This is a genomic window from Micromonospora sp. NPDC023869, assembly GCF_055559695.1.
In genome coordinates, this window is record NZ_JBVHKD010000002.1 from 176,408 (window position 1) to 195,931 (window position 19,524).

Here is a 19,524-nt window from a genome sequence, read left to right on the forward strand (position 1 = left end):
GACACATCTGCTGCTGATGCGACGACGGATGTGGCCAGGACACGGGAGGGGCCGCCCACGCGGGGGAAGGCGGGGGCGGCCCCGGCCTGGACCAGCCCGCGCCCCCTCGGCAACGAACCAGTCCGGCATGGCTGACAGTCTGCTGAGCGAGCCACTACTGTCGGAAGGCATCGAGGCTGGTCGTCGCATCGCTGCGAAGTCCCGTCCCCGGCCGGCGATCCCGAGTAATCCTCGGGCCAAGACTGTGGAGGCACTGTGGAGGGAACGACGGCGGACCTGATCCGGGCACAGCTTCGCCGGCTCCGGGTGGCCGCCGGGCTCAGTCAGGAGGAGTTCGGCAAGCAGGTGCACTACTCGCCGTCGATGGTCTCGGCCGTCGAGACCGGCAGTCGGCCGTACGACCGGTCGTTGCTCGCCCGCGCCGACGAGGTGCTGCGCTCCGGCGGGCTGCTGGTGGCGCTGCTGCGGATCGCCGAGCGGGAGGGGCAGCCCTCGTGGTTCCTGCCGTGGCTGGACGCCGAGCGAATGGCCCGGCAACTCCGAGTGTTCGAGCCCATGCTGATCCCGGCCGTGTTGCAGACCGAGGGTTACGCCCGCGCGGTGATCCGCTGCGACGACCTGCTCAGCGACGAGGAGGTGGACCGGCGGGTCGCCGCCCGGCTGGACCGGCAGGGCATCCTCACACTGCCGGAGCCGCCGCAGCTCATCGCGGTCGTCGACGAGGCAGTGCTGCACCGGCGGGAGGAACGCTTCTGGCCGGTCATGGTGCACCAGATCGAGCACCTGATCGCCTCTGCCGCACGACCAAACGTGAGCATCAATGTCATCCCGCTCGGTGTCGGGGTGCACATCGGGCTCTCCGGGCCGTTCTCGCTGGCCCGCAGCGAGGAGGGCGGCTGGGTGGCGATCATGGAGAACCAACTGACCGCCACGCCGACCGACAGCGAGGCGGACCTGGCTACGCTGTTGGCGCGCTGGGAGACGGTGCGCAACGAGGCGCTGTCCCGCCAGCAGTCGATCGAACTCCTCGACAGGGTGGCGAAGTCATGGACCTGAACGGCGCGACCTGGCGCACCGCCAGCCGCAGCGGCAACACCAATTGCGTGGAGGTGGCCGACAACCTGCCCGGCGTGGTCGCGGTCCGCGACAGCAAGGACCGGCAGGGCCCGGTGCTCGCGTTCACGCCGTCGACCTGGCGCTCGTTCGTCCGGCAGGTCAAACAGCACTGAGCCGGAGGCAACCGCGAGGGTGAGCGACCGCGCGGGGCGGTGACCAGCAGCAAAGCCGGACCGACCTGGTCGAGTCATCCCGGCCCACGAGCGGTCGGGCGGATCAGCAGCCCCCGATACGACGCATCTGCTGGCTCGGTCCGCCGACCCCGCATTACCCTGCCGAGCAGGACCCGACGGCCACCGATGCCGGGCGGGACCGACACGGCTCAGGCAGCGATCAGCCCGGGCCAGAGCGGGGAGAGACCGAATGGCGCAGGACGGGCCGGAGCAGCCCGAACGAGAGCAACCCAAACGTGAGCAACCAAGGGTGGGCCAGCACGACAGCGCGAGCCAGGACGACAGCGCGAGCCAGGACGACAGGGAACAGCCCCGAGCGGGCCAGCGTGATGGGGAACAGCCTGCGGCGGGGCGGCCCAGGGCGATGGCGGTGAGCTCCGACCACGAAAGCCCGTCGACTGCCCAGATGGCCAGGGAAACGTCGGCCTCGGGGGCAATGGACGGTCCGGCCGGCGTGGAGGCGGGTCGGTTCGGTACGCCGGGGCGACCGCTGCGGCGCAACAGCTTCCTGGTCGGGTTCACCGGTGCGCTCGGCGTGCTGCTCGCGTACGCCGTCTATCTGGGGTTGCGCAACGCGGCCGGGATGGTCGTGCTGGTGGTCATCGCGTTGTTCCTCGCGGTGGGCCTGCACCCGGCGGTGGTCCGCCTGCGGTCGTGGGGGGTGCCGCGCGGCCTGGCCGTGGCCATCGTGGCGCTCGTCGTGGTCGCGCTGCTGAGCGGGGGCGTACTGGCCCTGGTGCCGCCGATCCTGACCCAGTTGACCCAGTTCATCGACCAGTTGCCGAGCTACCTGGAGTCGTTGCGCCGCAACGAGACGGTCAACGACCTGGTGGAGCGCTTCGACCTGATGCGGCGGGCGCAGGAGCTGGCCAGCGCGGACGTGGTCGGGCGGGCGCTGGGCGGTGTGCTCGGTGGTGCCCAGTTCCTCTTCGGCACGATCTTCCGGGTGCTCACCGTGCTGGTGCTGACCATCTACTTCCTGGTCTACTTCGACCGGATGCGCGACCTCGCGTACGCCCTGGTGCCGCGCTCGCGCCGGGAGCGGGTGCAGCTCATCGGCGACGAGATGCTGACCAAGGTCGGCGCATACATGGTCGGCGCGCTCTCCATCGCCGTGCTGGCCGGTGTCGCCGCCTTCGTCTTCGCGCTCGCGGTGGGCCTGCCCTACCCGTTCGCGCTGGCCGTGGTCGTGGCGATCACGGACCTCATCCCGCAGATCGGCGCGACGCTCGGCGCGGTGGTCGTCAGCCTGGTCGGATTCGCCACCGAACCGTCCGTCGGCATCGCCTGCGTGGTGTTCTTCGTGATCTATCAGCAGATCGAGAACTACCTGTTCTACCCCAAGATCATGCGCCGGTCGGTGCACGTCAACGAGGTGGCGGCGCTGGTCGCCGCGCTCCTCGGGGTATCGCTGCTCGGCGTGATCGGCGCGCTGATCGCCATTCCGACGGTCGCCGCGATCCAGATTGTCCTACGCGAGGTGGTGATCCCCCGCCAGGACCGCCGCTGACCACCAGCGGGCTAGCGTCGTCGCCACCGGCGGGATCGCTGCGCGAGTGCCGCATCGGCCGACAGGTGGGACCGGGGATCAGTCGGCGCGACGCTGTTCCGGGCCGGTGACCGGGATGTCGGCGAAGGCGGCCACCGTGCGGTCGGCGTACGCACTGGCGTCGCCGGTCTCCATCGGGCCGTCCCAGGTCGTCGGCAGCGGCACCGACGCCGCCGGGTTGACCCGCCGGACCACCTCGTCCAGCACCGTCTCGGCGTCGCCGACCCAGAGGTGCTTCGCCCCCGGTACCCCGACCACCTCGGCCTGCGGCACTGCGGCGAACCGCTCGCGGGCCTCCTCGGGGCGGAGGTAGTCGTCGAACTCCGGCACCAAGGCGGTCAGCGGTCGGCCGAACTCCGCCCAGTGGGCCAGGTCGGCCGCCTCGGAGAAGCGCAACGGCGGGGAGAGCAGGATCGCACCGGACACGGCCGGGTCACCGCCGTACTTGAGCACCAGGTCGGTGCCGAACGACCAGCCCAGCAGCCAGATGTTCGGCAGCTCGTGGAACTCGGCGTACTCGATGGCGGCGGCCACGTCGTACCGCTCGCCGACAGCCGAGTCGAAGCTGCCCTCGCTGGTGCCGCGTACGCTGCTGGTGCCCCGGGTGTTGAACCGCAGCACGGCCAGGTCGGCCAACGCGGGCAGCCGCCAGGCGGCCTTGCGGAACACGTGGCTGTCCATCATCCCGCCGTGGGTGGGCAGCGGGTGCAGGCAGACCAGCGTGGCCACCGGCTCGCGGGCGACCGGGCGGGCCAGCTCACCGACCAGCCGCAGTCCGTCCGCGGTGTGCAGCTCGATGTCCTCCCGGCGGCCGGGCAGGATCGACGACGCGCGAATGGGTGCACTCACCCCTCCATCCTCCCGTCCCACCGTCCCGGCCGCGCGGCCAGGTGACAAAGATCGCCGGAAGGCGGGTACCGGAGGGCCCGCGTCTCGGTGCCCCGGCCTCTCGGCGTCTCGGTGCCTTGCGTCTCGGTACCTCGGCCGCTCGGTGTCTCGGCGTCTGAGCGACGGACGCGCCGGCAGTGGGCGGGGCCGCGACGGGCGGGCCAGCGTTCAGCCGTAGCGGCGGACGCCCGGTGGGCAGGCGTCGGGCCGACCTCGCGATGGGCGGGGCGGCGTTCAGCCGTGGCGGGGGGCGCTGCGGCCGCGCTGGATCCCCGGTGTCCGCCGGTCCCGGGCGCGCCAGCAGCCGGTGTGCCAGTGCCGCCGGTCGGTCAGGTCGCCCCGGTCGTCGGCCGGCCAGGCGACCAGATGCGCCACGCCGGGCCGGATCTCCTGGTCGCAACCGGGACAGCGGTACGTCTTGGTCGACCCGCCGCCGCTGATCGCGCGTACCTGCCAATCGCCGTCCCGCCACTGCTGCACCGAGGCGACTCCGTGCCGGGCACGGTCGGCGTCCAGACGCGTGTCATCGTCACGGCGGGGACGGTTGCGACGAGGGCTCACGTCACCCAGCGTAAGGCCGGGTGGCACCGTGCTTCTCGTCGCCCGGCGGGGGCTGCTTGTTAGGAGGGGACCCTTCCTATACCGCAGGCGTTAACAGGAGCGACCGGCGATAGGACCGGCGGGTCTGCGGCGAGCCTCGACACGTCGGCCGGCGGCGTTGTCGTCATCGGAAGCTGACGCTCGATCCGGGATCGAGTGGTATCCGAGCGCGACGATGACCACTCGATCCCGGATCGAGCGTGATCTTGCGGTGGAGGCGACAGCCTGGGCCTGAGCAAGGCGGTTGGCATGCCCGCTTCTGGCCGCGATCCGCGTGCCGACTCGACTCGGCAGGTGACCAGCGTGAGCAGCAGAAAGCGGTCGCTACGGTCGCAGGCTATCCTCGGTCCACCACAAGGTCAGCGGAAGCCGCGTCCGGTGCGGTCGCCGAGGTGACCGGCGGTGACCAGTTGCTCCAGCAACGGGGCCGGGGCGAAGCCGGGATCGCGCAGTTCCCCGTACAACCGCCGCTGGACCGCCAGCGCGACGTCCAGGCCGATCGCGTCGAGCAGTGCGAACGGTCCGGTCGGGTAGCCGCAGCCGAGCTTCATCGCATGGTCGACGTCGTCGGTGCCGGCGTACCCGGCCTCCAGCATCCGCACCGCGTCGTTGAGGTACGGGAACAACAGCGCGTCGACGATGAAACCGGCCCGGTCGTCGCAGACCACCCCGGTCCTGCCCAGCGTGGCGCAGACTGCCCGCGCCGTGTCGACGGCCGTCACCGAGCTTCGGATCGTCCGGACGATCTCCACCACTGGGGTCGCCGCACCGGGGTGGACGAAGTGCAGGCCCACCACGTCGTCCGGACGCCCGGTCGCCATCGCCAGGTCGATCACCGGCAGCACGGAGGTGGTGGTGGCCAGCACGGTGCCCGGCTTGCACACTGCGGCCAACTCGGCCAGGAGTGCCTTCTTGACGTCGAGGTCGTCGGCTACCGCCTCGACCACCAGGTCGACGTCGGCCAGCTCGGTCGACGCCGTCGACCAGGTGATCCGGTCGAGGGCGGCGTCGCGGTCGGCCTCGCCGAGCCGGTCGGGGGCCACGTTCTCGTCCAGCGCGGTCCGCACCGCTGCGCCGGCCGTCGCGAGGTCATCGGATTCGCGGCCGACCGCGACGACCTGGTATCCGGCGGCGGCGAAGACCGCGACGAGTCGGTGCGCTGACGCGCCCGAGCCGACCACGCCGACGGTGCGGACCGGGTCGGTGAGTGGCTCCCCCGCCGGTGCCGGCGTCTGCGCGTCGGATACGACCTTCGACGAGCCGGGCCGCTCGTAGGTGTAGAAGCCCCGGCCGGACTTCCGCCCGAGCAGTCCGGCGGTCACCATCTGCCGCAGCAGCGGCGCCGGGGAGTGGCGGCGGTCCCGGCCGCCCCGGCGGTACATGGTGTCCAGGACCTCGTATGACGTGTCCAGCCCGATCAGGTCCATCAGGGCCAGCGGGCCCATCGGCAGTCCGGCACCGAGCTTCATCGCGACGTCGATGTCCTCGCGGGTCGCGTAGCGGGCCTCGACCATCGTGACGGCGTGGTTGAGGTAGCCGAAGAGCAGCGCGTTGGCGACGAACCCGGCGCGGTCGCCGATGGTGACGTCGACCTTGCCGAGTCGCGCGCAGAGCGCCTCCACGTCGGCCACCACGTCGTCGGCGGTGACGACCGTACGCACGACCTCGACCAGCTTCATCACCGGCGCCGGGTTGAAGAAGTGGATGCCGATCACCTGCTCGGGCCGGCCGGTGGCGACCGCGATCTCGGTGACGCTCAACGAGGAGGTGTTGGTGGCGAGGACGGCCTCGGGCTTGCAGATCCGGTCCAGGTCGGCGAAGAGCCGTCGCTTGAGGTCGAGGCGCTCGGGCACCGCCTCGATCACCAGGTCGACCGCGTGCAGGGCGTCCAGCCCGACGGCGAAGGCGACCCGGCCGAGCAGGGCGTCCCGGTCGGCGGCGGCGAGCCGGCCCTTGGCCACGGCCCGGTCGGTCGAGCCGGTCAGCGTGGTCCGGCCCCGCTCCAGGGCGTCGTCAGTGATCTCGACGGCCACCACGTCGACGCCGCTGCGGGCGAAGACTTCGACGATGCCGGCACCCATGGTGCCCAGACCCACCACACCCACGCTGGTGAACTCGCGCGCCACGCCCGGCCTCCCCTTGTCCGCGTTACCGGCGACCGGACTTTAACGGTCGCTCAGGTCATGCGCGCGAGTCTGCCACGTGGCGTGGGCCTGTCCAGACGCGGTGGGGTTTGTCACCGCGCCGGGCACAGGTCGGCGTTCGGGCTCAGGTCAGCGGCCGGGCGCACGGGTCAGGAGCCGCCGGTGATGGCGCGCGTGGCGGGCGCGGCCGGCAGCGGCAGGGTCGGTCGCCGCTCCTGGCGCGGCACCCCGAAGCTGAATCCCACCGGGTCGGTGCGGGCCACGCCCGGGTCGAAGAACCGCAGGTCGGTACGTCCGATCCGGATCACGTCGCCGTCACTCAGTCGGGTCAGTTCGGTGATCCGACGTTCGTTCACCCAGGTGCCGTTGGTCGAGCCGAGGTCCACCAGGGACACTCCCTCGCCGGCCAGCCAGATCTCGGCGTGCCGACGACTCAGGTGCGGGTCGTGCACGACGATGTCGACCGCCGGGTCGCGGCCGATCACCTGCGGCTGGCGACGCAGCCGGAACCCGAGCCCACGCATGGGTCCGGCGGCCACTGTCAGCAGCGGCATCAGTTGCGGATATTCCTCCATGGACAGTCGGACCTCCACCCCGCGCGGCCACCCCCGCGTCAGCCTGCCACCACCGGGCGGCCACCTCCACCACCCAGCCAGTCATCACCGAGTAACCGGCCGGACACCTTCCGTTCGGCCCTTTCGGTGGACAGGGCGCCGACCTCCCGGCGAAAACTGCTGCTCAGTCCGATTCAACCATCCGCCGCCCAGCCTGTTGAGCCCCGCACCACTCCCCTACCTGTGAGTAATATTCGGGTCTAGACTTCCGCCATGACGGCTGTCCACCGCCCCGGCACCCCGATGATCGAGGGCCACCACCTGATCTCGACCAATCCGGCCACCGGTGACGAGGCGGGCCGCGTACCGGTCGCCACCGTCGTGGACGTCGAGCGCACCGTCGCGAGTGCCCGCGCCGCCGGATTGTGGTGGGCCGGGCTCGGCTTCGACGGGCGGCGGGAGCGGCTGCTGCGCTGGCGGCGGCTGCTCGCGCAGCGGATGGAGACGCTCGCGGAGCTGGTCCACGCCGAGGGCGGCAAGCCGGTCGCCGACGCGCTGGTCGAGGTCGTGTCCGCCGTCGAGCACGTCGACTGGGCCGCGAACAACGCCCGCCGGGTGCTCGGCGCCCGTCGGGTCCGCTCCCGGCTCATCCTGGCCGAGTTCTCGGCCCACCTGGAGTACCAGCCGTACGGGGTGGTCGGGGTGATCGGGCCGTGGAACTACCCGGTCTTCACCCCCATCGGCTCCGCCGCGTACGCGCTGGCCGCCGGCAACGCGGTGGTCCTCAAGCCGAGCGAGTACACCCCGGTGGTCGGCCAGTGGTTGGTCGACACGTTCGCCGAGGTGGTGCCCGAGCAGCCGGTGTTCAGCACGGTGCACGGCCTCGCCGACGTGGGCGCGGCACTGTGCCGGTCCGGGGTCGACAAGCTCGCCTTCACCGGCTCCACGGCGACCGCCAAGAAGGTGATGGCCGCCTGCGCCGAGTCGCTGACCCCGGTGCTGCTGGAGGCCGGCGGCAAGGACGCGATGATCGTGGACACCGACGCCGACCTGGACGCCGCCGCCGAGGCCGCCGTCTGGGGTGCGATGACCAACGCCGGGCAGACCTGCATCGGTATCGAGCGGGTCTACGCGGTGGAGCCGGTCTTCGACGCGTTCGTCGACAAGGTGGTCGAGCGTGCGGGCCGCCTCACCGTGGGCCCGGACGACGCGGACGTCGGCCCGATCACCATGCCCAGCCAACTCGACGTCATCCGACGGCACATCGACGACGCGCTGGCCCGGGGCGGGCGTGCCGCCCTGGGCGGCCGGGACGCGGTACGGCCACCGTACGCGCACCCGACCGTGCTGGTGGACGTGCCGGAGGACTCCGCCGCCGTACGCGAGGAGACCTTCGGCCCGACGCTGACCGTGAACCGGGTACGGGACGCGGACGAGGCGCTCGCCCGGGCCAACGCCCTGCCCTATGGTCTGGGCGGTTCGGTCTTCGGGAAGCGTCGGGCGGTGGCGATCGCTCGCCGACTGCGCTCCGGCATGGCGTCGATCAACTCGGCGCTCACCTTCGCCGGCATGTCCACCCTGCCGTTCGGCGGGGTCGGCGAGTCGGGGTTCGGCCGCATCCACGGTGAGGACGGGCTACGCGAGTTCGGGCGGGCCAAGGCGGTGACCCGTCGCCGGGGCCGGACCCTGCTCCCCTCGACCACGTTCGATCGCACCCCCGCTGACGTGGCCCGTCTCGTCAAAGCGGTCAAGATGCTCTACGGCAGGTGAGCGCAAGGTCCGGAACCCGCCACTGTCGGAAAGCCGATCATCGTCAGCTTCGATACGGGACAGAGGTTTAGCCTCGGTAGCCGCGACGGTACATTCCGTTAGATGCGCCCCCATCGATTGCGATTCCATCTCGTGGACAAGGACGGCTCATGGGCCGCGCGGCAACGCCAGCGCCGCGCCGAATGGCTGGTCCGGACGTTTCCCCGACTGTCCGAGATGCACGTGATCGACCTTGGTGGACGCCTCGGCACCTGGACCCGTGCGGCCGTCCGGCCGGCCCGCGTACACGTGGTCAATCTGGAGCGACCCGCCGCCGACGTGCCCGAGTGGGCCGAGGTCGACCAGGCCGACGCCTGCGACCTGCCGGCCCACATCACCGGGCGCCGCTACGACCTGGTCTTCTCCAACTCGGTGCTGGAACACGTGGGTGGACACGAGCGCCGGCTGCGGTTCGCCGAGGCGGTGCACACGCTGGCCGAGCGGCACTGGGTGCAGACGCCGTACCGCTACTTCCCGATCGAGCCGCACTGGATCGCGCCGGGCATGCAGTTCCTGCCGGTACGTCTGCGCACCGCGGTCGCCCGTCGGTGGCCGCTCGGGCACAAGGCCACCCACACCCACGACGCGGCCATCCACCAGGTGCTCTGGACCGAGTTGCTGGACCGGTCCCAGATGCGGCACTACTTCCCGCAGTCCCGCATCCTGGTGGAACGGGTCGGCGGCCTGCCCAAGTCGCTGATCGCGGTCCGGACCACGATCCCCCGCCAACGCACCACCTGACCGCGCGGACGGCCTAGGACCGACGGCGGCCCCGGGAGTTCCGGGCGACCGTCAGAAGAGGGTCAGTTCGTCGCGCTCGATGCCGCGCAGCCGGTCGTAGTCGACGACCACGCACCGGATGCCGCGATCCCGGGCGAGCACCCGGGCCTGCGGCTTGATCTCCTGCGCGGCGAAGACGCCGGCCACCGGGGCGAGCAGCGGATCACGGTTGAGCAGTTCGAGGTAGCGGGTGAGCTGCTCGACGCCGTCGATCTCGCCCCGGCGCTTCACCTCGACCGCGACCGCGCCCTGCTCGGCGTCGCGGCAGAGCAGGTCGACCGGCCCGATGGCGGTCATGTACTCGCGGCGAACCAGCGTGTACCCCTCGCCCAGCGTCTCCGGGTTGGCGGCCAGCAACTCCTGCAGGTGCGCCTCCACCCCGTCCTTGCGCAGGCCCGGGTCGACACCGAGTTCGTACGAGGTGTCCTGGAAGACCTCCTCCAGGGTAATCCGCAGCTCCTCGCCGGCCTTGTTGACCACCCGCCACACCCCGGGCGCCTCCTCCAGCCGACAGGGCGGGCTCATCCAGTTCAACGGCTTGTAGGCCCGGTCGTCGGCGTGGATGGACACCGAGCCGTCCGCCTTCACCATCAGCAGCCGGGTGGCCGGCGGCAGGTGGGCCGAGAGGCGTCCGACATAGTCCACCGAGCATTTCGCAATCACCAACCGCACCCGACGAGGGTAGCGGAGACCCCGGGCATCGCCGCCGAGCGGCACTGGCGCGCCGGTGCCATGCTGAGATGGTGCTCGAAGTACTGACCGGTACCGGCCTCGCCGCCTCGGCGGGGCTCAACGCCTACATCCCGCTGCTGCTGATGGGCACGCTGGCCCGTTTCACCAGCGTCATCGACCTGCCCGGCGGCTGGCAGTGGCTCGGCAACGACTGGGTGCTGGGCATCCTCGCGGTGCTGCTCGTCGTCGAGGTCGTCGCGGACAAGGTCCCGGTGGTGGACCACGTCAACGACGTGGTGCAGACGGTGGTCCGCCCGACCGCCGGTGGGCTGGCCTTCGGTGCCGGCTCCGCCTCGGAGACGGTGACGGTCAGCGACCCGGACAGCTTCTTCGCCGACGGCGGCCAGTGGTTGCCGGTCATCGTCGGTGTGTTGATCGCGCTCGGCGTACACCTGCTCAAATCCGCCGCGCGGCCGGTCATCAACGCGACCACGGCCGGTTTCGGCGCCCCGGTGGCGAGCACCGCCGAGGACGCGACCAGCGTGGTGATGTCCCTGGTGGCGATCGTGCTGCCGGTGCTGGTGCTGGTGTTCCTGGTCGCGTTCGCGTTCTATCTGCCGTGGTTCCTGCGCCGACGCGCAGACCGACGCCGCGAGCGCCAGGCCGCCCGGGACGCCGGCTTCCGGGTCTGATCCTCAGGTACGCAGGGTCGACCGGTTGCGTAGTGGATCTACGCTGCCCTGCATGACGTACCACCCGACTCCGGTCCCGCCCCGCAACAACCGCCCGCTGCGGATCGTGCTCGTCGTGGTGGGGGTGGTCGTCGCCCTCTGCTGCCTGGGTGGCGCGGCCGGCGGCTGGTTCCTCTACCAGACCGTGCAGGACGCGGTCGGCCCGGCCCGCAGCACCACCGGCGAGTACCTGGACGCCCTCCGGGACGGCGAACACCAGCGCGCCTACGACCTTCTCTGCCAGCGGCAACGCGACCAGGTCACGGCGGACGAGTTCGCCCTGCAACGGCAGGCGATGCCGAAACTGGTGGAGTACGACATCACCGGGATGCGGGTCTCCACGAACAACGGCCGGACCACCGGCACCGCCTCGGTACGCCTGGAGACGGCCAACGGCGAGACGAACGAGTCGATCAGCCTGCTCCGCGAGGACGGCGAGTGGCGCATCTGCCCCTGACTACCGGTGAACCGGTCCTGACGAAACCTCCGAAAGCCTAAAATTAGGGCAAATTCAACGGAGGAGGTTGGGTCATGACCGCAGCGATGGAGATGCCCCGGGTCCAGGAGTGTGTGGTGTCCGCCTGTGCGTACAACCACACCGGCGACTGCAACGCCTTCGCCATCACGATCGGCAGCATGGACCACGCGCACTGCCACACCTTCATCGAGATGCCGGCCGTACGCGCCGGAATCGACGGCCAGGTGGCCCAGGTGGGCGCGTGCCAGCGGGCCGACTGTCGCCACAACGAACAACTGGAGTGCCAGGCCCCGTCGATCAGGGTCGGCCCGGACGCCGACATGGCCGACTGCATGACGTACAGCCACCGCTGATCCACCGCCCGGGCGGCGTCCGCCGGGCGGACGGACCCGGGATTGTGCAGAACCGCACAGCACGACGACGGTGACGCCCGGGTCCGACAGGCCCGTGACGGGGAGGAACCACCACCCCCGGTGCGGACGAGGGACCCGGGCGGGCCGCACACTTGACGGCATGAGTGACGACGTCGCGATCCACGTCCGGGGCCTGCGCAAGGCGTACGGCGACAACGTCGCCGTGGCCGATCTGGACCTCGACGTCCACCGGGGCGAGGTGTTCGCCCTCCTGGGCCCGAACGGCGCGGGCAAGACCACCACGGTGGAGATCCTGGAGGGCTACCGGCAGCGCGACGCCGGTGAGGTCCGCGTACTGGACACCGACCCCTCCTTCGCCCACGGCGCCCGGTCGGGCGGTTCCCGCACACCGGGCCGTTCAGGCCGCTCGGTGCGCGACTGGCGTGGTCGGGTCGGCATCGTGCTCCAGGGCACCGGCGAGTTCGACGAGCTGACCGTGGCCGAGGTGGTGCACCACTTCGCCGGCTTCTATCCCGACGGCGACGACCCGGACAAGGTGATCGCCCGAGTCGGACTCACCGCCAAGGCCACCGCCCGTACGCACACCCTCTCCGGCGGGCAGAAGCGCCGCCTGGACGTGGCGCTGGGCATCATCGGCCGCCCCGAACTGCTCTTCCTCGACGAACCGACCACCGGTTTCGACCCGGAGGCCCGCCGCGAGTTCTGGGAGCTGATCCGGGACCTCTCCGCGGCCGGCACCACCATCGTGCTCACCACGCACTACCTGGACGAGGCCGAGGCGCTCGCCGACCGGGTGGGCGTCATCGCCGGTGGCCGGCTGGTCGAGGTCGCCGTCCCCGCCGAGCTGGGCAACCGGCAGGAGGCGCTGGCCACGGTCTCCTGGCGTACGCCCGAGGGCACGTCGGAGAGCGCGCAGAGCGCGACGCCGACGGCGCTGGTGACCGAGCTGGCCGCGCGGTTCGGTGGCGAGGTGCCCGGCCTGACCGTCACCCGGCCCACGCTGGAGGACATCTACCTGCGGATGATCGGACACTGATGACCACCACCACCCGACCGGACGCCCCGGTCGCCGCCCCCGCCGCCCGCCGCCTCGGTCCCTCCACGCTCGCCCTGCGCCAGGGCCGCATGGAGATCCGGCAGTTCCTGCGCAGCCGGGAGTCCGTCGTCTTCACGCTGGGCTTCCCGATCATCATGGTGCTGATCTTCGCGTCGATCTTCGACGGCGACCTCGGCGAGGGCGTCAGCTACACGCAGTACTTCATCACCGGCATGATCGCCACCGGCCTGATGACGGTCAGCTTCCAGAACCTCGGCATCTGGATCCCGATCGAGCGGGACCGGGGCGTGCTCAAGCGCTACCGGGGCACGCCGATGCCGAAGTGGGTCTGGTTCGCCGGCAAGGTGATCATGGTGCTGGTCACCGGCGCGGTGATGACCGCCCTGCTGCTCACGGTCTCGGTGCTGCTGTTCGACCTGAACCTGCCGAGCACCGCGACGGCCTGGGTCACCTTCGGCTGGGTCAGTGCGCTCGGCATCACCGCCTGCACCCTCTGCGGCATCGCGATCTCGTCCCTGGCCCGTACGGCGCGCAGCGGCTCGGCCGTGGTCACCCCGGTCGCCCTGGTGCTCCAGTTCATCTCCGGGGTGTTCTTCGTCTTCACCAACCTGCCGAGCTGGATGCAGCAGGTGGCGGCCATCTTCCCGCTCAAGTGGATGTGCCAGGGGCTGCGGGCGGTCTTCCTGCCGGAGAGCTTCGGCGCCAACGAGCCGGGCGGCTCGTTCGAGCTGACCCGGGTCGCGCTGGTGCTGGGTGCCTGGTGCGTGATCGGCCTGGTGCTCTGCCTGACCACCTTCCGCTGGACCACCCGCCGCGACGGCTGAGGTGCAAGGAAGGGCACCTTGTTAACGCCTGCGGTAGAGCAGGGGTCCCCTGCTAACAGCCGGACACCACTCGACGGGCGACGCCGTTAAAAGGGGTCCCCTGCTATGCACGAGGCGTTAGCAGGGGACCCCTCCTTTCAACCGGTCAGTACGAGTAGAAGCCCTGCCCGGTCTTGCGACCCAGGTCGCCGGCGGTGGCCATGCGCTGGAGCAGCTCCGGCGGGAAGAACTTCTCGTCACCGGTGTCGGTGTAGATGTTGCGGGTGGCGTTGAGCAGCACGTCGACGCCGGTCAGGTCGACGGTGGCGAGCGGACCCATGGCGTGCCCGAAACCGAGCTTGCAGGCGGTGTCCAGGTCCTCGGCGGAGATCACGCCGGTCTCGACCAGCCGGACCGCCTCCATCGCCAGGGCGGTGATCAGCCGGGTGGTGACGAAGCCGGCGATGTCCCGGTTGACCACGACCACGGTCTTGCCGATCTCCTCGGCGAACGACTTCGCCGTGTCGAGCGTGGCGTCGGTGGTCTTGTAGCCCCGGATCAGCTCGCAGAGCTTCATCATCGGCACCGGCGAGAAGAAGTGGGTGCCGACGACCGCCTCGGGCCGCTCGGTGACCGCCGCGATCTGGGTGACCGGGATGGCCGAGGTGTTGGTGGCCAGCACCGCGTCGGACTTGCAGATCTTGTCCAGCGCGCGGAACACCTCGTGCTTGATCTCCAGCCGCTCGAAGACGGCCTCGACCACGATGTCCGCGTCGGCCGTCGCCTCCAGGTCGGTGGTGGCCGTGATCCGCCCCAGCGCCGCCTCGGCGTCGTCGGTGGAGATCTTGCCCTTCTCCGCGAACTTGCCCAGCGACGTACGGATGCCGTCCAGACCGCGCCGGGTGGCCGCGTCGTCCAGGTCCCGCAGCACCACCTGCCAGCCTGCCTGTGCCGCCACCTGTGCGATGCCCGAGCCCATCAGCCCGGCGCCCACGACCGCGAGTCGACCCGCCATCTGATACTCCCTCGCTGCGATTTCGAGTGTCTGCCTGCACCCTAGTCGGCGAGCCTGAACGACGGCTAAGGAGGGAGAGCCGCTGCTCAGATGGTCAGTTCGGGTTCCTCCGGCGCGGTGGCGCGCTCCACCTCGATGCCGAGCGCCCGCAGGTCGGCCACGAAGTCGGGGTATCCCCGGTCTACGTGGTGCACGTGCGACACCTCGGTCACCCCGTCGGCGCAGAGCCCGGCGATGATCAGTCCGGCGCCGGCCCGGATGTCGGTGGCGCGTACCGGTGCGCCGGAGAGCTGCTCGCGTCCGCGCACCACGGCGTGGTGCCCGTCGGTCTTGATGTCCGCGCCCAGCCGCATCATCTCGTTGGCGAACATGAACCGGCCGTCGAAGATGTTCTCGGTGATCAGGGACGCGCCGTCGCCGAGCGCGGCGAGCCCGATCGCCATCGGCAGCAGGTCGGTGGCGAAGCCCGGGTAGGGCAGCGTCACCACGTCCACCGCCCGGGGACGGTCGTCCATGCGTACCCGGAAGGCGTCCGGCCGCGTCTCCACCAGGCCGCCGGCAGCGACCACCTTGTCCAGCGCGACCTCCAGGAAGGCCGGGTCGAGACCGGTCACGGTCACGTCGCCACGGGTCATCGCCGCACCGAAGGCCCAGGTCCCAGCGACGATCCGGTCGCCCACCGTGGCGTGCCGGACCGGCTGCAACCGGGGTACGCCGACGATGGTGATCGTGGAGGTCCCCTCCCCCTCGATCAGCGCGCCCATCCGCTGGAGCATGGTGCAGATGTCCACGATCTCCGGCTCGCGGGCGGCGTTCTCGATGACGGTGGTGCCCTCGGCCAGCACCGCCGCCATGACCAGGTTCTCGGTCGCCCCGACGCTCGGGAAGTCCAGCGTGATCTCCGCGCCCCGCAGACCGTCCGGCGCGGAGGCGATCACGAAACCGTGTTCGCCGGAGATGTCGGCACCCATCCGGGTCAGCCCGGAGATGTGCATGTCCAGACCGCGCGAGCCGATCGCGTCGCCGCCCGGGTGGGCCACCCGGACGTAGCCGCGCCGGGCCAGCAGCGGCCCGAGTACGCAGATCGAGGCCCGCAGCCGACGGACCAGGTCGTAGTCGGCCTCGACGCCGGGCTGTTCCGGCACGTCGATGGTGACCGAGCGGGACCGGGGCACCCCGCCGACGGCGACCATCGGATCCACCGGCTCGTCGGCGTCGAAGCGGACGCCGCAGCCGAGTCGGCGCAGCACCTCGCCCATGATGGCGATGTCGGTGATCCGGGGCACGTTGGTGATCACCGTCCGGCCCGGCGCCAGCAGCGCCGCGGCCATCAGCTTCAATGCGGAGTTCTTCGCGCCGACCACGTGCACGGTGCCGGCGAGCCGGGCGCCGCCGCGTACCCGGATGACGTCGACGTCGGCGACCGCCGCGTCACCCGCGTCACCCGGGCCGACCCCGCTGGACCAGCCCGTACCGGCCGTCGGCCGGGTCGGGATCGTCAGGTCCGGTATCCGTAGGCTGTGCGTCATGGCCGTCCACCTCACGCGCATCTACACCAAGGCCGGCGACGCCGGCATGACCAGGCTGAGCAACAACGAGCAGGTGCCGAAGAACGATCCACGGATCGCCGCGTACGCCGACGTGGACGAGTGCAACGCCACCATCGGCATGGCGCTCGCCCTGGGCGGGCTCGACGACGGGTTGCGAGCGGTGCTGGGGCCGATCCAGAACGACATGTTCGACGTGGGGGCGGACCTCTCCACCCCGGTCGAGCCGGATCCGAAGTACCCGCCGCTGCGGGTGACCGAGGAGTACGTCGAGCGCCTCGAAGGCTGGTGCGACGAGTACAACGCGCGCCTGAGCAAGCTCGACTCCTTCATCCTCCCCGGCGGCACCGCGGGTGCGGCGCTGCTGCACGCGGCGCGGACCGTCGCCCGGCGCGCCGAGCGGTCGGCATGGGCCCTCGTCGCACACGACCCCGACCGGACCAGCCACCTCCCGGCAAAGTATCTCAACCGGTTGTCGGATCTACTCTTTATTCTGGCAAGAACGGCAAATCCGGACGGAGACGTGCTATGGGTTCCGGGCGGAGGTCGTTGACGCTCGGAGCACTGCACCACGTGGAGGTCTGGGTACCCGACCTGGGCGTCTCGATGCGCAGTTGGGGCTGGCTCCTCGGCCAGTTGGGTTGGACCCCTTTCCAGGAGTGGCCGGCCGGTCGGTCCTGGCGGCTCGGCCCGACGTACCTGGTGCTGGAGGAGTCCCCCGCGCTCTCCGGGCGGCGGCACGACCGTCTCGCGCCCGGCCTGAACCACCTGGCCTTCCACGCCGGCTCACCGGCCGCCGTCGACCGCCTGGTCGCCACGGCCCCCGAGTACGGCTGGACGCTGCTGTTCCCCGACCGCCACCCGCACGCCAGCGGCCCCGACACGTACGCCGCCTACCTGACCGACGGCCAGGGCTACGAGGTAGAACTAGTCGCAAGCCCCCCAGACCGCGCATAGCGGCCACGAGAGCCACGGGCATCTGGCCGAGAACCCACCGCTGGGCAGCACACCGAAGCCGAAACCCACGCTCCGGCCTGCTGAACGTCAGGTTTCCGGGGGAGCTCACCCGCGCAGGGATCAAGCCTGACCGCCCGGAGCGGGTGAGCTCCCCCGGAAACCCCACCCCAGCCCCCGGAACCCCCAGATTCAGGCAGCAGGCCAATCCTGAGAAGACGCCAGACGCGGCGAAGCCGCCCCCGGGGGGGCGGCTTCGAGCCAGGAGAGGAATCCGGTGACGGTGGATCGCGCCATGGCGATCTCGACCGGAGCATGTCCGCAGTTACACCGGAGAATGATCCAGTCCGACGGCATGGACATTCGTTCCTGCCCCTCGGGCAGCCGTCGTCGTTCCACGGTCAGGCCCTCGCGGGACAGCACCCGCTTGGGGCGTACGGCGAAACTCACCAGCCGGTACCAGCGGAGCTCGTCACCGGCGAAGCGGCCGAAGCCGGGTGCCCAGCCTCGGCCGTCGAGCATGGTGGAGGTCCGGACGCTGAGTCGGATGATCCCGCCGCTGCGGGTCACCAGCGCCCGCCGGACGAAGAGGACCAGGATCGCGCCGAGGATCACGGCGACGCCGATTCCGATCCCTTCGACGATCTCCATCGGCGGGTCGGCTCAGTTGCCCTGGGAGGCGGAGGCCGGGGTCGCGGTCTCGGCGAGTACGGTCACGCCCCGCTCGTTCACCGAGAGGAAGCCACCGGCCACCTCGTAAGCGACCTGCTCGCCGCCGGGCAGCTTGATGCGCACCTGGCCGGAGTCGGCGAGCTGGCCGAGCAGGGGCGCGTGCCCCGGCAGCACACCCAGCTCACCCTCGGTGGTGCGGGCCATGACCATCTCGGCCTCGCCCGACCAGACCTTCTCCTCGACGGCCACGAGCTGGACCTTAAGGTGCTGTGCCACGCTGTCTCCTTGCTGAGGCGGCGGATTGGGGAAAGTCTAGTCGCGGCCCTGACCTGTGCTTCATGCGGGTGCCGGGAGCCACGCCCCGATCAGCTCTTGTTGACGAACTTGGGATGTTCGAGGAGGAACGGGTCCAGGAGTTCCCGTTCCAGGGCGACGAAGAAGTCGTCCACCTCGGGCTCGAACCGTTCACCGAGGTACTTGCCGTTCTGCATGACCCCGCCACCCGGCAGCTTGATCATCTGGATGTTGCCGGGTCGGATGTCCTTGAGCGCGAGACCGAAGTCGATCACACTGTGCCCCCGGCCGCTGAAGATCAGCGACTCGCCTGCCGCCCGCAGCACCCGGTCCAGCTTCACCGGGTTGGTCACCACGTCGGCGCTGAGCGCCTGACCCGCCATCGCCTTGACGAACTGCTGCTGGTGCCGCTGCCGGCCGTAGTCGCCGTCCGGCACACCGTTCTCCGGGTAGCGCTGGCGGACGTAGTCCAACGCCTGCCATCCCTGCAGGTGCTGCTTGCCCTTCGGATAGACCGCCTGCGGCCCGATGTAGCCCCCACCGCCGGGCCGACCCTCGCGGTGCTTGCCGTCCGGCTGGCGGTGCCGGGAACGGACCTCCCGCTCGATGTTCATCGTGACGCCGCCCATCGCGTCGACGATCTTCTGGAAGCCGGAGAAGTTGATGATCGCGCCGGCGTCGAAGCGCTCGATGCCGGTGACCTCCTGCGCGGTGAGGGCGAGCAGCTCGAAGCCGCGTGCCGGATCCGGTTTTCCGTCGGGCACCCGGCTGCCGAAGGACATCGCCGCGTTCAGCTTGGTGGTGCTGCCGTTGAAGTTCGCCTTGGGGAACGCGGGGATCTCGACGTACAGGTCCCGCGGCAGGGAGAAGAGGTACGCCCGGTCCATCTCCTTCGGCACGTGCAGGATCATGATGGCGTCGCTCAGCGGCGGACGGTCGTCCCGGACCGGGTCGATGCCGACCAGCAGGATGTTGAGCGGGCCCTCGATATCGCTCTTGGCCTCGCCCGCCGCCTGGTCACCGAAGAGGTCGGCCTTGCCGATCGCCCCCTCGTAGCGGGCCATCAGCGCCTCGGCACCCACCAGCGACGTGCCGCTGACCATCATCAGCACCACCCCGAAGATGGTGCAGAGCTTCGCCCACAGCGGTACGCCCTGCCAGATCGACCTCTTCTTGCCACCACGCGTGCCGCGCGTGCCGCCGCTGCCGGCCTTACCCACAAGCTTCTCCGTTCGTCGCGCCCCCGGGAGGGTACGGGTGCGCGTAGCCGAAAGGTTTAAGTCGTTCGCCGCTCATCCGCGCTTGAGCTGGACT

General features: G+C 70.7%; 22 protein-coding genes. 12 read left to right on the forward strand and 10 right to left on the reverse strand.

All coding sequences use genetic code 11. The features are described from left to right. The first annotated feature begins 255 nt into the window (after positions 1 to 255). The 3 genes from ACZ31C_RS06495 to ACZ31C_RS06505 all read left to right on the forward strand — a co-directional run bounded on the left by ACZ31C_RS06495 (position 256) and on the right by ACZ31C_RS06505 (position 2,799). Positions 256 to 1,056 carry a helix-turn-helix domain-containing protein gene (locus tag ACZ31C_RS06495; RefSeq protein WP_465794479.1) on the forward strand — a complete coding sequence of 267 codons (801 nt, stop codon included), beginning with the start codon at positions 256 to 258 and terminating at the stop codon, positions 1,054 to 1,056. Then, a complete protein-coding gene (locus ACZ31C_RS06500; RefSeq protein ID WP_465794480.1) occupies positions 1,047 to 1,229 on the forward strand; it encodes a DUF397 domain-containing protein in 183 nt (60 codons plus the stop codon). The genes ACZ31C_RS06495 and ACZ31C_RS06500 overlap by 10 nt, the downstream gene beginning before the upstream one ends. Before the next feature lie 466 nt (positions 1,230 to 1,695). Continuing rightward, complete coding sequence (locus ACZ31C_RS06505) at positions 1,696 to 2,799, forward strand: AI-2E family transporter (protein ID WP_465794481.1); 1,104 nt, start codon at positions 1,696 to 1,698, stop codon at positions 2,797 to 2,799. Positions 2,800 to 2,877: 78 nt separating this feature from the next. Here the strand turns inward: ACZ31C_RS06505 and ACZ31C_RS06510 are convergent, their stop codons facing one another. From ACZ31C_RS06510 to ACZ31C_RS06525, 4 genes are all read right to left on the reverse strand, one after another. Next, positions 2,878 to 3,687, reverse strand: coding sequence for an alpha/beta hydrolase (locus tag ACZ31C_RS06510; protein ID WP_465794482.1), 810 nt, complete (start codon positions 3,685 to 3,687; stop codon positions 2,878 to 2,880). Positions 3,688 to 3,960: 273 nt separating this feature from the next. Beyond that, positions 3,961 to 4,287 (reverse strand): hypothetical protein, encoded by a 327-nt coding sequence (locus ACZ31C_RS06515; RefSeq protein WP_396744684.1) that lies wholly within the window; start codon positions 4,285 to 4,287, stop codon positions 3,961 to 3,963. A gap of 398 nt (positions 4,288 to 4,685) precedes the next feature. Further along, a complete protein-coding gene (locus ACZ31C_RS06520) occupies positions 4,686 to 6,452 on the reverse strand; it encodes a 3-hydroxyacyl-CoA dehydrogenase family protein (protein WP_465794483.1) in 1,767 nt (588 codons plus the stop codon). A 167-nt stretch (positions 6,453 to 6,619) separates the two neighbouring features. Continuing rightward, complete coding sequence (locus ACZ31C_RS06525; protein ID WP_449948635.1) at positions 6,620 to 7,024, reverse strand: FHA domain-containing protein; 405 nt, start codon at positions 7,022 to 7,024, stop codon at positions 6,620 to 6,622. A gap of 273 nt (positions 7,025 to 7,297) precedes the next feature. Between ACZ31C_RS06525 and ACZ31C_RS06530 the strand changes: the two genes are divergently transcribed. Both ACZ31C_RS06530 and ACZ31C_RS06535 read left to right on the forward strand, forming a co-directional pair. Then, positions 7,298 to 8,794, forward strand: coding sequence for an aldehyde dehydrogenase family protein (locus ACZ31C_RS06530; protein ID WP_465794484.1), 1,497 nt, complete (start codon positions 7,298 to 7,300; stop codon positions 8,792 to 8,794). 102 nt (positions 8,795 to 8,896) lie between these two features. Next, entirely contained in the window at positions 8,897 to 9,574 is a 678-nt protein-coding gene (locus ACZ31C_RS06535; protein WP_350692402.1) for a class I SAM-dependent methyltransferase, read from the forward strand. A 51-nt stretch (positions 9,575 to 9,625) separates the two neighbouring features. On the opposite strand, the gene nucS is transcribed toward ACZ31C_RS06535, so the two are convergent. Further along, positions 9,626 to 10,285 carry an endonuclease NucS gene (nucS, locus tag ACZ31C_RS06540; protein ID WP_465794485.1) on the reverse strand — a complete coding sequence of 220 codons (660 nt, stop codon included), beginning with the start codon at positions 10,283 to 10,285 and terminating at the stop codon, positions 9,626 to 9,628. 71 nt (positions 10,286 to 10,356) lie between these two features. Here nucS and ACZ31C_RS06545 point away from each other — a divergent pair, with 71 nt between their 5' ends. The 5 genes from ACZ31C_RS06545 to ACZ31C_RS06565 all read left to right on the forward strand — a co-directional run bounded on the left by ACZ31C_RS06545 (position 10,357) and on the right by ACZ31C_RS06565 (position 13,749). Then, positions 10,357 to 10,977 (forward strand): DUF4126 domain-containing protein, encoded by a 621-nt coding sequence (locus ACZ31C_RS06545; RefSeq protein ID WP_350693139.1) that lies wholly within the window; start codon positions 10,357 to 10,359, stop codon positions 10,975 to 10,977. 52 nt (positions 10,978 to 11,029) lie between these two features. Beyond that, positions 11,030 to 11,473: an Rv0361 family membrane protein gene (locus tag ACZ31C_RS06550; protein WP_465794486.1), complete on the forward strand. Its 444-nt coding sequence runs from the start codon at positions 11,030 to 11,032 to the stop codon at positions 11,471 to 11,473. A 74-nt stretch (positions 11,474 to 11,547) separates the two neighbouring features. Continuing rightward, positions 11,548 to 11,847 carry a DUF1540 domain-containing protein gene (locus ACZ31C_RS06555; RefSeq protein ID WP_465794487.1) on the forward strand — a complete coding sequence of 100 codons (300 nt, stop codon included), beginning with the start codon at positions 11,548 to 11,550 and terminating at the stop codon, positions 11,845 to 11,847. Positions 11,848 to 12,007: 160 nt separating this feature from the next. Beyond that, on the forward strand, positions 12,008 to 12,904 hold the full coding sequence (locus ACZ31C_RS06560; RefSeq protein WP_465794488.1) for an ABC transporter ATP-binding protein: 897 nt from the start codon (positions 12,008 to 12,010) through the stop codon (positions 12,902 to 12,904). Continuing rightward, entirely contained in the window at positions 12,904 to 13,749 is an 846-nt protein-coding gene (locus tag ACZ31C_RS06565) for an ABC transporter permease (protein ID WP_465794489.1), read from the forward strand. Before ACZ31C_RS06560 ends, ACZ31C_RS06565 begins: the two co-directional genes overlap by 1 nt. A 145-nt stretch (positions 13,750 to 13,894) precedes the next feature. Here the strand turns inward: ACZ31C_RS06565 and ACZ31C_RS06570 are convergent, their stop codons facing one another. After that, a complete protein-coding gene (locus tag ACZ31C_RS06570; protein ID WP_465794490.1) occupies positions 13,895 to 14,743 on the reverse strand; it encodes a 3-hydroxyacyl-CoA dehydrogenase family protein in 849 nt (282 codons plus the stop codon). 86 nt (positions 14,744 to 14,829) lie between these two features. Next, positions 14,830 to 16,272, reverse strand: coding sequence for a UDP-N-acetylglucosamine 1-carboxyvinyltransferase (gene murA, locus ACZ31C_RS06575; RefSeq protein ID WP_465794491.1), 1,443 nt, complete (start codon positions 16,270 to 16,272; stop codon positions 14,830 to 14,832). On the opposite strand from murA, the gene ACZ31C_RS06580 reads away from it, so the two are divergent. Both ACZ31C_RS06580 and ACZ31C_RS06585 read left to right on the forward strand, forming a co-directional pair. Continuing rightward, complete coding sequence (locus ACZ31C_RS06580) at positions 16,271 to 16,843, forward strand: cob(I)yrinic acid a,c-diamide adenosyltransferase (RefSeq protein ID WP_465794492.1); 573 nt, start codon at positions 16,271 to 16,273, stop codon at positions 16,841 to 16,843. The two genes, murA and ACZ31C_RS06580, sit on opposite strands and share 2 nt — an antisense overlap. After that, positions 16,819 to 17,247, forward strand: coding sequence for a VOC family protein (locus ACZ31C_RS06585; protein ID WP_465794493.1), 429 nt, complete (start codon positions 16,819 to 16,821; stop codon positions 17,245 to 17,247). Before ACZ31C_RS06580 ends, ACZ31C_RS06585 begins: the two co-directional genes overlap by 25 nt. A gap of 189 nt (positions 17,248 to 17,436) precedes the next feature. Here ACZ31C_RS06585 and ACZ31C_RS06590 read toward each other — a convergent pair whose 3' ends face one another. The 3 genes from ACZ31C_RS06590 to ACZ31C_RS06600 form a co-directional block, all read right to left on the reverse strand. After that, a complete protein-coding gene (locus ACZ31C_RS06590; protein ID WP_350692419.1) occupies positions 17,437 to 17,895 on the reverse strand; it encodes a DUF2550 domain-containing protein in 459 nt (152 codons plus the stop codon). 12 nt (positions 17,896 to 17,907) lie between these two features. Further along, positions 17,908 to 18,192, reverse strand: coding sequence for a F0F1 ATP synthase subunit epsilon (locus tag ACZ31C_RS06595; RefSeq protein WP_465794494.1), 285 nt, complete (start codon positions 18,190 to 18,192; stop codon positions 17,908 to 17,910). 89 nt (positions 18,193 to 18,281) lie between these two features. Further along, on the reverse strand, positions 18,282 to 19,430 hold the full coding sequence (locus ACZ31C_RS06600) for an LCP family protein (protein WP_465794495.1): 1,149 nt from the start codon (positions 19,428 to 19,430) through the stop codon (positions 18,282 to 18,284). Between the last annotated feature and the right edge of the window lie 94 nt (positions 19,431 to 19,524).

What these genes read in the sequence shown, in the direction of transcription:
- ACZ31C_RS06500 (WP_465794480.1), top strand. Translation starts at nt 1,047, where the DNA reads ATGGACCTGAACGGCGCGACCTGGCGCACCGCCAGCCGCAGCGGCAAC.
- ACZ31C_RS06505 (WP_465794481.1), top strand. Translation starts at nt 1,696, where the DNA reads ATGGCCAGGGAAACGTCGGCCTCGGGGGCAATGGACGGTCCGGCCGGC.
- ACZ31C_RS06525 (WP_449948635.1), bottom strand. Translation starts at nt 7,024, where the DNA reads ATGCCGCTGCTGACAGTGGCCGCCGGACCCATGCGTGGGCTCGGGTTC.
- ACZ31C_RS06530 (WP_465794484.1), top strand. Translation starts at nt 7,298, where the DNA reads ATGACGGCTGTCCACCGCCCCGGCACCCCGATGATCGAGGGCCACCAC.
- ACZ31C_RS06535 (WP_350692402.1), top strand. Translation starts at nt 8,897, where the DNA reads ATGCGCCCCCATCGATTGCGATTCCATCTCGTGGACAAGGACGGCTCA.
- ACZ31C_RS06550 (WP_465794486.1), top strand. Translation starts at nt 11,030, where the DNA reads ATGACGTACCACCCGACTCCGGTCCCGCCCCGCAACAACCGCCCGCTG.
- ACZ31C_RS06555 (WP_465794487.1), top strand. Translation starts at nt 11,548, where the DNA reads ATGACCGCAGCGATGGAGATGCCCCGGGTCCAGGAGTGTGTGGTGTCC.
- ACZ31C_RS06560 (WP_465794488.1), top strand. Translation starts at nt 12,008, where the DNA reads ATGAGTGACGACGTCGCGATCCACGTCCGGGGCCTGCGCAAGGCGTAC.
- ACZ31C_RS06565 (WP_465794489.1), top strand. Translation starts at nt 12,904, where the DNA reads ATGACCACCACCACCCGACCGGACGCCCCGGTCGCCGCCCCCGCCGCC.
- ACZ31C_RS06570 (WP_465794490.1), bottom strand. Translation starts at nt 14,743, where the DNA reads ATGGCGGGTCGACTCGCGGTCGTGGGCGCCGGGCTGATGGGCTCGGGC.
- ACZ31C_RS06580 (WP_465794492.1), top strand. Translation starts at nt 16,271, where the DNA reads ATGGCCGTCCACCTCACGCGCATCTACACCAAGGCCGGCGACGCCGGC.
- murA (WP_465794491.1), bottom strand. Translation starts at nt 16,272, where the DNA reads ATGACGCACAGCCTACGGATACCGGACCTGACGATCCCGACCCGGCCG.
- ACZ31C_RS06585 (WP_465794493.1), top strand. Translation starts at nt 16,819, where the DNA reads ATGGGTTCCGGGCGGAGGTCGTTGACGCTCGGAGCACTGCACCACGTG.
- ACZ31C_RS06590 (WP_350692419.1), bottom strand. Translation starts at nt 17,895, where the DNA reads ATGGAGATCGTCGAAGGGATCGGAATCGGCGTCGCCGTGATCCTCGGC.